Source organism: Caulobacter sp. FV1ye13L, assembly GCF_058681155.1.
In genome coordinates this window covers 3,904,741-3,917,574 of record NZ_CM178732.1, presented here as the reverse complement: position 1 = coordinate 3,917,574, position 12,834 = coordinate 3,904,741, and the positions used below count along the sequence as shown (strand labels likewise).

The following is a 12,834-nucleotide window of genomic DNA, read 5'->3' as shown; positions in this document are numbered from 1 at the left end:
CCTAGTCGCCTGCGCCTTCCAACGCCGCCTCATGGCTCATGGCTGCGGCGCCGAGTTCAACGTGCTCGGCAATTCGGCCGCTGGCTTTGCGCTCGCTGTAGCGATCAACCAGGTAGTCGGCGTGGTCGCGGGTGAGCAGGGTGAACTTCACCAGCTCCTCCATCACGTCGACGACGCGGTCGTAATAGGCTGACGGCTTCATGCGGTCGTTGTCGTCGAATTCCTGGAAGGCCATCGCCACCGACGACTGGTTGGGAATGGTGATCATCCGCATCCAGCGTCCCAGCAGTCGCAGGGTGTTGACGGCGTTGAACGACTGCGAACCGCCGCTGACCTGCATCACCGCCAGGGTTCGGCCCTGGGTCGGTCGGACACTGCCGATCTCCAGCGGGATCCAGTCGATCTGGGCCTTGATGATCCCGGTGATCGCGCCATGCCGCTCGGGACTGCACCACACCTGCCCCTCAGACCATAGGGACAGGGCCCGCAGCTCCTGGACCTTCGGGTGGTCGGGCCCTGTGGCGTCGGGCAGCGGCAGGTCGCGCGGGTCGAAGATTTTCGTCTCGCAACCCAGAACCTGCAAAATGCGCGCCGCCTCCTCGACCAGCAGCCGGCTGAACGAGCGCTCGCGCAGCGATCCGTAGAGCAGCAGGATACGGGGCGGATGGGTCGCAGGTGACCGGCTCTCGAGTTGGCCCTGGGTCGGCGCCGAGAGAAATTGGGGCTGGAGCGCGGGCAGGTCGGTCATGATTTCCAAATTCCTCGAAGCGTCTTGGCGTCGTCACATATTTCCACTAACTTGGAAATATGGAATCGAAAGCCGCTGTCGCAAGTCTCTCCGCGCTGGGTCACGAAGGTCGGCTGGCCATCTTCCGCCTGCTTGTCAAAGCCGGCGGTCAGGGCGTGCCGGCCGGTGAGATCGCTCGCCGCCTGGAGATGCTGCCTAATTCTCTGTCGGCCAATCTCAACGTGCTCAGCCATGCTGGACTGATCGTTTCGCGCCGCGAGGGCCGCTCGATCATCTATTCGGCCGCCTACGGGGCGATGAGCGGTCTGCTGGGCTTCCTGATGGAAGACTGCTGCGGCGGCAATCCCGAGATCTGCGCGCCCTTGAACGAGATCCTCGCCCGGGCCGCCGACTGCGATGGAACCTGCCTTGTCGAATTGGAGACAGCATGACCGATCCCCAGTCTAACCTGAAACACGTCCTGTTTCTCTGCACCCACAACTCGGCGCGCTCGGTGCTGGCGGAGTCGATCATGAACCGCGTCGGGGCGGGCCGTTTCAAGGCCTATTCGGCCGGCTCGATGCCCAGTGGCCGGATCAACCCGCACGCCATCCATCTGCTCCAGCACCTCAACTACCCGACCGATCACCTGCGCTCCAAGGCCTGGGACGAGTTCTCCAAGGCCGGTAATCCGGACGCGCCGGATCTCGATTTCGTGTTCACCGTCTGCGACAACGCCGCCGGAGAGGTCTGTCCGATCTGGCCGGGCCAGCCGATGAGCGCCCACTGGGGCATCCCCGATCCGTCGGCGGTCGCGGGAACCGAGGCCGAGATCGCCCTGGCCTTCGCCGAGGCCTATCGTCAGCTCAACAGCCGCATCACGCTCTTCTGCGCCCTGCCCATGGCGTCGATCGACAAGCTGTCGCTGCAGCGCCGGCTCGACGAAATCGGCAGGTCCTTCGCCCCCGACGAACCCGCCGCCTGAGGGGCGCCGCCTCGCTTTCTGTTTTCCTGACGAGTGACCCATGTCCGATGCCGACTTCCCGATCGTGATCTTTCACAACCCCGCCTGCGGCACCTCGCGCAACGTCGTGTCGATGGCGCAGGCGGCCGGCTACACGCCCACGGTCGTTGAGTATCTCAAGGCCGGCTGGTCGCATGACCAGCTGCGTGAGCTGGCCGGGGAGGCGGGTCTGACGCTCCGCCAGCTGATGCGCGAAAAGGGCACGCCGGCCGCCGAGCTGGGTCTTCTGGCTGATGACGCCACCGAGGATCAGATCCTCGACGCCATGGTCGCTCACCCCATTCTGGTCAATCGGCCGATCGTGGTCACGCCCAGGGGAGTCAAGCTGTGCCGGCCGTCCGAGGTCGTGCTGGATCTGCTGGACCGCAAGCCGGCCAGCTTCACCAAGGAAGATGGCGAGATCGTCGTCCTGTGATCCTCGCCCTGCTGATCTTCCTGCTCACCATCACCCTGGTCATCTGGCAACCCAAGGGCCTCAGCATCGGCTGGAGCGCCACACTGGGCGCCGGCCTGGCGCTGCTGACGGGCGTCGTCCATCCCGGCGACATCATCACGGTCTGGCACATCGTGTGGAACGCCACCGGCGCCTTCATCGCGGTGATCCTGATCAGTCTGCTGCTCGACGAGGCCGGCTTTTTCGAGTGGGCGGCCCTGCATGTGGCCCGCTGGGGCGGCGGCAAGGGGCGGCTGCTGTTCGCCGCGATCGTGCTGCTGGGCGCGGCGGTCTCGTCGCTGTTCGCCAATGACGGCGCGGCGCTGATCCTGACGCCGATCGTCATCGCCATGCTGATGGCGCTGGGTTTCAAGGACAAGGCGACCCTGGCCTTCGTGATGGCGGCCGGTTTCATCGCCGACATGGCCAGCCTGCCGCTGGTGGTCTCGAACCTGGTCAACATCGTCTCGGCCGACTTCTTCAAGATCGGCTTCAGCCGCTACGCCTCGGTGATGATCCCGGTCGACATCGCCGCCATCGCCGCCACCCTGGCGGCGCTGATGCTCTATTTCCGGCGTGACATCCCCAAGACCTATGACGTCGGCCAGCTGAAGGCGCCGCGCGAGGCGATCAAGGATCCGGCGACCTTCAAGGCCGGCTGGGTGGTCCTGGCCCTGTTGCTGATCGGGTTCTTCGCTCTGGAGCCTCTGGGCGTGCCCGTCAGCGCCACCGCCGCCGTCAGCGCGCTGGTCCTGCTGGTCATCGCGGGCCGGGGCCATGTGATCAGCACCCGCAAGGTGCTCAAGGGCGCGCCCTGGCAGGTCGTGATCTTCTCGCTGGGCATGTATCTGGTGGTCTATGGCCTGCGCAATGCGGGCCTCACCGACCAGATTGCGGGCCTGCTAAACTACTTCGCCCAGGGCGGCGTCTGGGGGGCGGCGCTCGGAACCGGCATCCTGACCGCCCTGCTGTCATCGGTGATGAACAACATGCCCACGGTCCTGGTCGGGGCCCTGTCGATCGACGCCAGCGGCGCGACCGGCGCGGTCAAGGAGGCGATGATCTACGCCAATGTCATCGGCAGCGACCTGGGTCCCAAGATCACCCCGATCGGCTCGCTGGCCACCCTGCTGTGGCTGCACGTGCTGCGCGCCAAGGGGATCAGGATTTCCTGGGGCTATTATTTCAAGGTCGGGATCGTGCTGACCACACCGATTCTGCTGATCACCCTGGCCGCCCTGGCGCTGCGCCTGACGCTGGCGCCCTAGGGCGATCCTCGCGCTCCGTCTTCGGCGCGGGACGTTCCCACCTCGCCTCGATCGCGCCCGACAGGAGGACAACCAGCGGTCGCAAGTGCGGGGCAGCAGCCAAGGCCTGGCGCTAGCCTGATCAATCCCCCCGACTAGGCCGGTTTTAGGGCAGCGATGCGGGCCTTGCGTTGCGTCTCGAGGTCCGGCCGTTGCGCCATCAGGTCCCGGTAGTAGGCTTGGCGCAAAGGCGCCTGCTGGGCATGCATGCGCTGGGTTTTCACATAGGCAAGACCGCGTTCGCGACGGCTCCGCACCTGGGCAGGGTCACTGACGAGATCGATCAGGGCCCTTTGCCAATCGTCTGGAGAATCCGCGAAAACGCCGATTTCCCGGTGCTCGGGCGCATCCCCGTAGACGACAGGAGAGCAGATCGGCACCACGCCTGCCGCGCAACATTCTATGAACTTCAGATCCGACTTCAGGCGATTGAAGGGCGTATCGGCCAGGGGCAGAAGCGCAACATCACAACCGGCCAAGGCCTCCATGTAGGCCGTATGGGGCAGGGTCGGATGGAAGATCTTCATCACCTCTTCCGGCAGAGCTTTGTAGAAGGCTTCGTCGTGAACCACCACGAACTCGATGGTCTTGGCCAAGGTCTTGGCGGCTGCGATGATCGCTTCTGACAGCCCGGCCCAATCCCCGCCTCGATTGAGCGCGCCAAAAAACACCTTGAGACGCTGTCCGGACTTGGGCGTGGCCATCTCGATCCGCGGCAACGCCGCGATGGCGTTGGGAAAGACCGTCACATTGGGATTCCACTGGCGGATCATGGCTGCCAGCGGCTCAGTGCTGACGGTAACCGCGTGCACACCGCGATAGGCGTTGAAGTTGGAATCGACAAATTCGCGCCAGTGATGAGGATCATCATCGATGTCCGATGTGATCGTCCAGCCGCGGTCGATCAGGTTGTCGACCATGGCAGACTGGTGGCCGCCATTGAGGAACTGGCGATGCAGCATAAACACGCCGGGTGACCAGTGGCGCGGCAAGCTGACAGATCCCGCGCCCCAGGAGACCCTGGCGCCCGGCATGCTGGCGAGGGCGGCAAGCGGGTGATCGACCCGCGCCTCGGTGACGCCGGCGATCTTCTTCATCCCCAGCGCCGCGACAGTGATAGCCTCAGGAACCGGGCCATTGATCGCCTGGATGATCCATTGAAACGCCGAAAGGTCGCGACGCAGATTGTCCGACGACACGCCCAGGGTCTCGGCGATCGGTCCGAAGGCCTTCAGGGCCGCTTCTGTCTTCTCGGCCGATACGATGCGCGGCGATGCTTCAAGGACGGTCCAGCCGGCCTTTTGGAACATGTCGATAGCCGAGGCGCGAGTGAAAAGCTGCGGCGGGCGGCGGTCTGCTGGGTTGGCCCCTGCGGGGGGCCATTGCCCTTTCAGCTGTTGCTCCAACAGCGCCCAATGTGAGGCGTTGGGAACGCAGGCGACGCAGACCCCGCCGGGGCCGGTGCGCGCCCGCAGATCCGACAGCACGACCCAAGGGTCGCGCAGATATTGCAGGACATCCCTGAAGATCACGGCGTCGAAGGTGTCGTCGGCCCGCGTGGAGTCAAGCGCCGCCATGACGGTTTTAGTTTCGATGTCCCCGACGACGATGTCATCCACGAGTCTGGCCGCGTCGCGCGCTGCGTCTTCGAACACCTCGAGGCCGACATAGCGAGCGTCAGGATTGCGCGCACGGTAGGCCTCGGCGAACAGTCCCGTGCCGCAACCGACCTCCAGCACCCGTCTGCGATCCAGCGGAATGGACTTGAGGAGATCTGGATTGATGTCGTCGCTATAGGCCATGGGGTTGGTCGATCATACTGGGGTCTCCAAGGCTTGGCCAAACTACCGGCGATGCGGCAAGAAGCCATGGCTGGCGCTGAAATCGTTCGTTTCCAACGCGGTTGAACTTGCGCCGCACCGATTGGTTTGGCTGACGCGAGTCCTGCCGCTTGTCAGGCTCAGGCGCCCTTGAGGATTCCTTAGCGTTGAACTGCAGCGTCGCCGTCCGGGCGTGTCAGGTGCCGCGCCGATACTCGCCATTGTCGGTGACGGTATGTATGGTTCCATACTTTTGAGGCGAGAGTTGATCGGGCTGGTGCGCCGCCAGATGCTTGATCAGGAAGTAGCCGCCCAGGCGTTCCTGGCAGAACGCTGCGGCTCGCCTCTGATAGGGATCGTGGGCCAGAAACGGCTTGTGGTGTTCCACGAAGCTGAGAACGACCTTCGCCATAGCACTGCAGGTTTTCATCCACCACGCGGTCGGGTAGGTGCCCATCTCAACGCCGCCGGGGACGATGTAGGGGTAATTGAAAAACTCCAAGATTTGATCCTGCGGCAGGACCTGCTCGGCCGCCACCGTCGCAACATAGTGCAAGAAATCGACGATGCTGTGATGCGTGAGATAATGCTGCGCGATGTTGCCAGCTTTGAGTGGCATGGGGACGATGTACTCATCGCCGGCCAGATCCGTTTCCGGATTTTCCAGAGGCTGCGCAGCAAGCTCGCCGGCACTGACGAGGCGCATGCCTGGATAGTTCGAGCTGAGCTGGCCCATCTGCCGGCGCACCAGGAATTTCCGATATTGCCAGATGGTGACATGCCCCTCTGGATTAGGGGTGTCGACCAGGACCTTGTGAATGGCGAGCGGGCCGAGGGATCCGGAAAGCTGCGCATGCAGCGCTTCCGGATTCTCGAAGAAATCGTAGCCCGGGATGATGTCCAATGCCCGCGTTTCGGCGGGAGGGCGGGCGTTCAGCCATAGAATCTTGGAGCCTGACGGGGGCGTGTATTCGGGGAGGCCGTCGTGGCAGATAATGAAGATCGTCAAGTCTGCCCCTAGCAAATGCGCTTCAGGTAGCCGTCCGGCGCGACGGAGATCAGGAGCTTGTCGTCCATGGCCTTGTCGATCTCGAACTCTGGATGGGTCTTCAGATAGTCCCATACCGCCGTCTTGGGATTGTTGCCCGGACCCCAGGGGCGATCAGGGAACATCGCGGCGGGCAGGTCTTCGACGACGGTGTCGAAGACGACGCAATAGCTGCCGACGCTCGTCAGGGGCGCATAGGCCTCCAGTTCCGCGCGCACGTGCTCATGGGTGTGGTTGCTGTCCAACAAGACCATGATCCGTTGATAGTTTTGGGCCACATCCTTCACCTGGGCGATGACATCCTCTGCGATGCTTGAGCCCTGGATCATCTGGATCCGACTGGCCATCGGGTGCGCCTCGATCGCTGCGCGATTATGGGCGCGGATGTCGATGTCGACGCCCAGAACCTTGCGCCCCGACCCGCGCGGATCGATCATCGTTCCGGCGGCCACGCCGTCGGCGACATCCAGCAGCGCCAGCAGGGAGGCGCTGAAGATCAGAGATCCGCCGTGGGCAATTCCGGTCTCGATGATCAGGTCGGGCTTGATCTCCCAAACCAGTTCCTGGATGGCTGCCATATCCTGCGGATATTGGATAATCGGCCGGCCCTGCCAGGAGAAATTGTAAGAATATTGCGGAAGTATTGAATGTTCTAAAAACTTCGCGGCGCTGTCGCACATTTCGACTTGGGATCGAGCGCCTTCTATTCTTTTGGATGTTTCGATATCGAACTGAGACATGTTCACACTGCGACGTAGTTGTAAGAATTGTTGGAAATGGATTTTATCTCGGCGAGATAGTTTGGATTCATGACATAAATCTTAGCCCCGAGCGGCACGTCCGCCAAGGCGCTCTCGGGCGACTTTACTTGCAACCCCGTACCACCGATGTGCCTGCCCTGCTTGGCGGGATTGATGTCGATCACCGAGGTGATCGGCCGGCCTGCGCGGGCGCACAGCAGGGCGAAGATCACGCCCTTGGACGCGCCTCCCCAGACGACCATTTCGCTGGAGGGTGCGTCGACCGGGATCGAGGCCATGAAGTCCTCTGGGAAGGCGACGCGATCAGCTGTGTCGATTTCCGGGTCACGAAGTGTCGATAGGTCCGCGATAATGGATAGATACTGGCCGCCAAAGGTGTTTTCGGCGTGGATCACCCGACCGAACATCCGGCCGAAGTCCGACAGCCGGAAGTAGTTCACATGCTCATAATAGATGTCGAACCAGGCCCGCCTGTCGATGATCCAGTCCAGGCACGGCACTTCGATATAGATGTATCCGGAGCCGCCGTTGGCGTCCTTGATGGCGCGCAGGAATGTGACGGGATCCTGAACGTGTTCCAGGACGTGACGCAGGATCAGGCCCTTGCCCGACATCTTTTGGCTGGCGTCGAAGTAGGTTTTGCGGATGCGGGGGTTGTCCCCCTCGTAGGTGGGATCGAAGCCGGTGATGCCGACGCCTTGCCTGGCGAGGAGTTCGAGGAAGTACCCCTTGCCGCAGCCGACCTCGATGATGTCGTCGCGGCCCATACGGGCTAGCACGAGTTCGGCCACCGCGTTCAGGTGGACGCGGAAGGGTTCGCTGACGGCTTGCTCGTTCTGATAGTGCTCGTCATAGACCATCAGCTCTGGCCGGAAAGCGGCGTTATAAACGAGGCCCGTCGTCTCGTTTTCGACCAGACGCACATCGCCGCGCGGGCAATCCACGGCTTCATCTTCCGTATCGTACATACGGTTTTGAAAGATGGGCAGTTGGTCCTGGCGGTACAGAAGCCGGTTTTCCATATCGTCCGCTACGGCGCTCTTCTGTTTTCAGGCTGCGGAATGGCTGTCGGCACGCCGACGACGCGGAGCGGATCTAACAGGTTTTCAGGACGCGCGCCAAACCTCAGCAGATCGCGCCGCCCAAACTCATCGGCGATGGTTTCAACCAGCTGACGCACGGTGATTGGCCGGCCCGAACAGACGTTGACTGCACCCTCCACGTGACCCAGGGCGGTGTTCGCAATTACTCGCCCCGCGTCGCGCACGTCCATGAAGTCGCGAATCTGTGCGCCATGGCTGAGTTCGACAGGCTCGCCCTTTTCCAGCTGAGCGCGGACATAGGCCGTCAGGCGCCGCGGATCCTCGGCTTCACCATAAAGGTAGAAGAGGCGGCACCACGCAAACGTCATCTCCAGGGGCTGCAGAATACGCGAGAGCGCCATGAACGCGGCGGCCTTTGCGCCGGCATAGGCCGTCGTCGGGTTCAGGGGCGTCGAGACGGATAGGTCGCCGCCGGAAAGGTCATATTCGAAACAGGTTCCGACGCCGACAAAGCGCGAAACGCCGGCGTCGATCGCCCCTTGCGCCAGGGCCAGGGTCCCCGACAGGCATGTGAGGTTCTGGGGGGCGTTGAGGTATTTTCCGGGCTCAGCGTACCAGGCCACGTGTACGACGTGATCGATCTCCGCGCAGGCCCGGGCCCACCACTCCGGGCGTTCCTCGAACAGCGCCGGCGTCGAGATCACGCGCTCGATGGCAGGGGAGGTCTCAAGGGCGTCTTCCCGGCCGCTGCGCACCACCGTCGTGACGCATGCGCCTTGGTCGGCCAGGGCGCGCAAGACCTGGCGGCCGACAAATCCCGTCGCGCCCGTCAGTAGGACGCGCGGGGTCACAGGATCCGGATTTCGGGCACGGCGGTGACGAAACGTGTCCCCAGGGCTTCAAGCGCCGCGCATTGCGACCGGACTTCGTCGGCGATGTTCCAGGGCAAGATCAGCAGGAAGTCGGGACGGCGCGTGTCCAACGCCTCGGGCGGCAGGATCGGAATGTGGCTGCCGGGCATGAAATGGTGCTGTTTGGCCGGAGCTGCGTCGCAGATGAAGGGCAGCAAGTCTGGCTTGACCCCGGCATGGTTCATAAGGGTGTTGCCCTTGGCCGCCGCGCCATAGCCCGCAACCGATTTGCCGAGGCGCTTCTGCTGCAAAAGGAATTCCAGAAGCCCGTTCTTGACGGCGTCGGCGCGCGCCTGGAAGTCGGCGTAGTACTCTGACGTGTCGACACCCAGGCGCTGTTCCTCAGCAAGGGTGGCGGCGACGGCGGGCGTTTGAGCGTGCCCGGCGTCGTCGCGGCAACCATAGACCCGCAGGCTGCCCCCGTGGGTGGGCAGCGCTTCCACGTCGAACACGCGCAGGCCGGCTTGGCCGAAGATCCGCTGAACCGTCGTGAGCGACAGGTACGAGAAGTGCTCATGATAGACGGTGTCGAACTGGCAGAACTCGACCAGCCGCATCAGATGCGGAAACTCCAGCGTCAGAACACCCTGCGGCTTGAGCGCCGTGCGCAAGCCTCGCGTGAAGTCGTTGATATCAGGCACGTGCGCGTAGACATTGTTGCCGCAAATCAGATCCGCTTGGCGTCCTTCGTTCACGAGACGCTCGGCCAGGGCTTCCCCGAAAAAGGCGCGCAGGACGGGGACGCCCAGGGCCTCTGCGGCATCGGCCGTGCTGCCGGTCGGCTCAACGCCCAGGCAGGGGATGCCGGCGGCCACGAAATTTCGCAGCAGGTAGCCGTCGTTGGAGGCGATCTCCATCACGAAGCTGTCCTGGTCCAGATCCAGCCGCTCGGTGATCATCTCACTGTAGCGAGCGGCGTGGTCGAGCCAACTGCGCGAGGTCGAAGAAAAATAGGCATAGTTCGAGGTGAAAAGCTTGTCGGCCGCCTCGTAGTCCTCGGTCTGAACCAGCCTGCACGCGGAGCAAACAAATAGCTTAAGGGGGAACGAAACCTCCGGCGCGTTGAGATCATCTGCGCTCAGATAGGCGTTGGACGGCGGCGCGTGTCCCAGATCCAGGAACACTTGGCGCAGCGGCGTTTCGCAATGGCGGCAGTTCATAGAACGATCGGCTCAATTTCAGACAGGACGGGAAGGCTGGCATCGCGGGCCGATAGTTCGGTGACGGCCAGCGGCCACTCAACGCCAACCTCGGGGTCATCATGGCGCAGGCCGCCCTCATGGGCAGCACTATAGGTTTGAGAATGGAAATACAGAAGCTCGCAGTCCGGACTCAGGGTCTGGAAGCCGTGAGCAAAGCCCTGCGGAATGTAGAGCATCGATCGGTTGTCCATGGTCAGTTCGCGACCGGCCCATTTCCCAAAGGTCGCCGATCCTAAGCGCAGGTCGACGATGACGTCGAAGATCGCGCCTCTCAGGCAGCGCACCATCTTGACCTCTGCCATCGGCGGTTTCTGGAAGTGCATCCCCCGCACGGTGCCGATCTGCCGGCTCAACGAGGTGTTCATTTGCGTCCAGTGACCGTTCAAGCCGTGTTCTGCGAATTCCTGCTCGCAGAACGCCCGCGCGAAAAAACCGCGCGCATCCTCGCGTTTCTCGAGATCAAGGAGATAGGCGCCGGCCAAGGCCAAGGGCGTAAAGATCATGGAGCCCCGAAAGCCTCGATCTGGGTAAGGGTTATCTCCCTAGCCGATTGGCCGTCATGGACGGCGCGATACCACTGAAGGGTGCGCGCAACGGCTTCGTCAAAACCCCAGCGAGGGCTCCAGTTCAACTCGGCTCTCGCCTTCTCGATCGTCAGGCTGAGCAGGTTGGCTTCATGCGGCGCCGTGGGGTCTGAAGCATCGCGCCAGGCGCCGGGCCAATGGCCTAGCGCGGTCTCAACCAGTTCGCGGACGCTGCGGAAATCCCGCGGCTCAGGGCCGAAATTGAATCCGGTGCGCAGCTGGTCGCCCTCTTCCAGATAGAGCCGCTCCGCCAGTCTCAGATAGCCACCCAGCGGCTCCAAAACATGTTGCCAGGGACGGACGGCTCGAGGATTACGCACTGGGATCGGTTCGCCGGCGCCCAGGGCGCGCACCAAATCGGGGACGATCCTGTCTTCGGCCCAGTCGCCGCCGCCGATCACGTTGCCGGCTCTGGCCGTGGCGATCCGAACGGCGGCTTGCGGGCAGAAGAACGAAGCCCGGAAGCTGGACACCAGGAGTTCTGCCGCAGCCTTGCTGGCGCTGTAGGGGTCATGGCCGCCGAGGCGATCAACTTCCCGATAGGCGAAAGCCCATTCTCGGTTTTCGTAGACCTTGTCGGTCGTGACGATGACCGTCGCGCAGCGATGCTCGATGTCACGAAGGGCGTTCAACAGGTTCGCCGTGCCCATGACGTTGATGTCCCAGGTCGACAGCGGCTCGCGATACGATCTTCGAACCAGGGGCTGCGCCGCCAGATGGAAAACCACGTCGGGACGCGACGCGCGGACCCTGGTTCGCAGGGTCTCGGCGTCCCGGACATCCGAAACGACATGCTCCATGGCGTTTTCGAGTTCAAGCTGGGCGAACAGAGCGGGTTGGGTCTCGGGCGCCAGCGCGTAGCCGAACACCTCCGCCCCCAATTGCGTTAGCCACAGAGACAGCCAGCCGCCCTTGAAACCCGTATGACCGGTGACGAGAACCCGCTTGCCGCGCCAGAAGTCCGTCACGCCCAAACCTTCCATGGCGCCCGTTCCTCGGCCCAAAGGGTCTCGAGTTGGGTCTTGTCGCGCAGGGTGTCCATCGCCGCCCAGAACCCACCGTGTCGCCAGACGGCCAATTGCTGGCGCTTCGTCAGGGCTTCCAGGGGCGCGCGCTCCCAGACCGTGTTGTCGTCTTCGAGAAGATCAAAGACGCTGAGCTCGCAGACAAAGAAGCCGCCGTTGATCCAGTGACCGTCGCCTACGGGCTTTTCCAGGAAGTGCTGGGCGCGGTTCCCTTCGATTTCGATCGCGCCAAACCGGCCAGCGGGCTGGATGGCCGTTACGGTCGCCTCTACGCCTTGGGCGCGGTGGAAAGCCACGAGTTCGGTTATGTTGACGTCGCTGACGCCGTCGCCATAGGTCAGGCAGAAGGTGTCATCGATATAGTCCCTGATGCGCTTGATGCGCCCGCCGGTCTGGGTCAGCTCGCCCGTATTCACGAGGGTGACCTTCCAGGGCTCGGCATTGCGGTGATGAACCGACATCGTATTGTCGCTCATGTCGAACGTGACGTCTGACATGTGCAGGAAGTAGTTGGCGAAATATTCCTTGATCACGTAGCCCCGGTAGCCACAGCAGATAACGAAGTCCGTTATGTTGTGGTGACCGTACGTTTTCATGATGTGCCAGAGGATAGGCCGGCCACCGATCTCGATCATGGGCTTTGGTTTCAGGTGGGATTCTTCGCTGATGCGCGTTCCAAGTCCGCCAGCGAGAATGACAGCTTTCATCAACCAATGCTCCCCTGCCGGCCGAGGGCCAGATTCGGCATCATGCACACCTGTGCTGACCGTTCGCGGCCTGATTAGCACAACACCCGGGCCGAACACGCAATTCCTGACAGCTTGGGAAAGGGTCCTCTAGGCGACGGTTCTGGCCGCGGCGCTCGTCTCAACGCGGCCTGCTTGGTCCGCTCCTTGCGGAGCCTCTTCGCCGATCACTACTGTGAAAATGGTCGGGACCCAAAGCCTTG

The 12,834-nt window shown here is 62.8% G+C and carries 14 protein-coding genes; 4 read left to right on the top strand and 10 right to left on the bottom strand.

Annotated features, from left to right (window positions below):
• Position 1 precedes the first annotated feature (1 nt).
• A complete protein-coding gene (gene arsH, locus ACW176_RS19000; protein ID WP_492110236.1) occupies positions 2 to 748 on the bottom strand; it encodes an arsenical resistance protein ArsH in 747 nt (248 codons plus the stop codon).
• A 59-nt stretch (positions 749 to 807) separates the two neighbouring features.
• Between arsH and ACW176_RS18995 the strand changes: the two genes are divergently transcribed.
• From ACW176_RS18995 to ACW176_RS18980, 4 genes are read left to right on the top strand one after another with little or no spacing between them, the layout of a single operon-like run.
• Positions 808 to 1,179 (top strand): ArsR/SmtB family transcription factor, encoded by a 372-nt coding sequence (locus ACW176_RS18995; protein ID WP_419251854.1) that lies wholly within the window; start codon positions 808 to 810, stop codon positions 1,177 to 1,179.
• Complete coding sequence (locus ACW176_RS18990; protein ID WP_492110235.1) at positions 1,176 to 1,712, top strand: arsenate reductase ArsC; 537 nt, start codon at positions 1,176 to 1,178, stop codon at positions 1,710 to 1,712. The genes ACW176_RS18995 and ACW176_RS18990 overlap by 4 nt, the downstream gene beginning before the upstream one ends.
• 40 nt (positions 1,713 to 1,752) lie before the next feature.
• Positions 1,753 to 2,166, top strand: a complete 414-nt coding sequence (gene arsC, locus ACW176_RS18985) for an arsenate reductase (glutaredoxin) (RefSeq protein WP_492110234.1) — start codon at positions 1,753 to 1,755, stop codon at positions 2,164 to 2,166.
• On the top strand, positions 2,163 to 3,452 hold the full coding sequence (locus ACW176_RS18980) for an arsenic transporter (protein WP_492110233.1): 1,290 nt from the start codon (positions 2,163 to 2,165) through the stop codon (positions 3,450 to 3,452). Before arsC ends, ACW176_RS18980 begins: the two co-directional genes overlap by 4 nt.
• Positions 3,453 to 3,586: 134 nt before the next feature.
• Here ACW176_RS18980 and ACW176_RS18975 read toward each other — a convergent pair whose 3' ends face one another.
• The 9 genes from ACW176_RS18975 to rfbF all read right to left on the bottom strand — a co-directional run bounded on the left by ACW176_RS18975 (position 3,587) and on the right by rfbF (position 12,691).
• The gene (locus ACW176_RS18975) at positions 3,587 to 5,293 is read right to left on the bottom strand and encodes a methyltransferase domain-containing protein (RefSeq protein ID WP_492110232.1); all 1,707 of its coding nucleotides are present in this window, start codon (positions 5,291 to 5,293) and stop codon (positions 3,587 to 3,589) included.
• A gap of 214 nt (positions 5,294 to 5,507) precedes the next feature.
• Positions 5,508 to 6,320: a hypothetical protein gene (locus tag ACW176_RS18970; RefSeq protein ID WP_492110231.1), complete on the bottom strand. Its 813-nt coding sequence runs from the start codon at positions 6,318 to 6,320 to the stop codon at positions 5,508 to 5,510.
• 8 nt (positions 6,321 to 6,328) lie between these two features.
• On the bottom strand, positions 6,329 to 7,039 hold the full coding sequence (locus ACW176_RS18965) for a cephalosporin hydroxylase family protein (RefSeq protein ID WP_492110230.1): 711 nt from the start codon (positions 7,037 to 7,039) through the stop codon (positions 6,329 to 6,331).
• Between the two features lie 62 nt (positions 7,040 to 7,101).
• Positions 7,102 to 8,142, bottom strand: a complete 1,041-nt coding sequence (locus tag ACW176_RS18960) for a class I SAM-dependent methyltransferase (RefSeq protein ID WP_492110229.1) — start codon at positions 8,140 to 8,142, stop codon at positions 7,102 to 7,104.
• An 8-nt stretch (positions 8,143 to 8,150) separates the two neighbouring features.
• Positions 8,151 to 9,014 (bottom strand): NAD-dependent epimerase/dehydratase family protein, encoded by an 864-nt coding sequence (locus ACW176_RS18955; RefSeq protein WP_492110228.1) that lies wholly within the window; start codon positions 9,012 to 9,014, stop codon positions 8,151 to 8,153.
• Positions 9,011 to 10,234: a methyltransferase domain-containing protein gene (locus ACW176_RS18950; protein ID WP_492110227.1), complete on the bottom strand. Its 1,224-nt coding sequence runs from the start codon at positions 10,232 to 10,234 to the stop codon at positions 9,011 to 9,013. The genes ACW176_RS18955 and ACW176_RS18950 overlap by 4 nt, the downstream gene beginning before the upstream one ends.
• Entirely contained in the window at positions 10,231 to 10,779 is a 549-nt protein-coding gene (gene rfbC, locus ACW176_RS18945; RefSeq protein ID WP_492056956.1) for a dTDP-4-dehydrorhamnose 3,5-epimerase, read from the bottom strand. Before rfbC ends, ACW176_RS18950 begins: the two co-directional genes overlap by 4 nt.
• Positions 10,776 to 11,843 (bottom strand): CDP-glucose 4,6-dehydratase, encoded by a 1,068-nt coding sequence (gene rfbG, locus ACW176_RS18940; protein ID WP_492110226.1) that lies wholly within the window; start codon positions 11,841 to 11,843, stop codon positions 10,776 to 10,778. The genes rfbC and rfbG overlap by 4 nt, the downstream gene beginning before the upstream one ends.
• The gene (gene rfbF, locus ACW176_RS18935; RefSeq protein WP_492110225.1) at positions 11,825 to 12,691 is read right to left on the bottom strand and encodes a glucose-1-phosphate cytidylyltransferase; all 867 of its coding nucleotides are present in this window, start codon (positions 12,689 to 12,691) and stop codon (positions 11,825 to 11,827) included. The genes rfbG and rfbF overlap by 19 nt, the downstream gene beginning before the upstream one ends.
• Positions 12,692 to 12,834: the final 143 nt, after the last annotated feature.

Coding starts and splice junctions, on each gene's coding strand:
- arsH (WP_492110236.1), bottom strand. CDS start 748: ATGACCGACCTGCCCGCGCTCCAGCCCCAATTTCTCTCGGCGCCGACC.
- ACW176_RS18995 (WP_419251854.1), top strand. CDS start 808: ATGGAATCGAAAGCCGCTGTCGCAAGTCTCTCCGCGCTGGGTCACGAA.
- ACW176_RS18990 (WP_492110235.1), top strand. CDS start 1,176: ATGACCGATCCCCAGTCTAACCTGAAACACGTCCTGTTTCTCTGCACC.
- arsC (WP_492110234.1), top strand. CDS start 1,753: ATGTCCGATGCCGACTTCCCGATCGTGATCTTTCACAACCCCGCCTGC.
- ACW176_RS18975 (WP_492110232.1), bottom strand. CDS start 5,293: ATGGCCTATAGCGACGACATCAATCCAGATCTCCTCAAGTCCATTCCG.
- ACW176_RS18965 (WP_492110230.1), bottom strand. CDS start 7,039: ATGTGCGACAGCGCCGCGAAGTTTTTAGAACATTCAATACTTCCGCAA.
- ACW176_RS18960 (WP_492110229.1), bottom strand. CDS start 8,142: ATGGAAAACCGGCTTCTGTACCGCCAGGACCAACTGCCCATCTTTCAA.
- ACW176_RS18950 (WP_492110227.1), bottom strand. CDS start 10,234: ATGAACTGCCGCCATTGCGAAACGCCGCTGCGCCAAGTGTTCCTGGAT.
- rfbC (WP_492056956.1), bottom strand. CDS start 10,779: ATGATCTTTACGCCCTTGGCCTTGGCCGGCGCCTATCTCCTTGATCTC.
- rfbG (WP_492110226.1), bottom strand. CDS start 11,843: ATGGAAGGTTTGGGCGTGACGGACTTCTGGCGCGGCAAGCGGGTTCTC.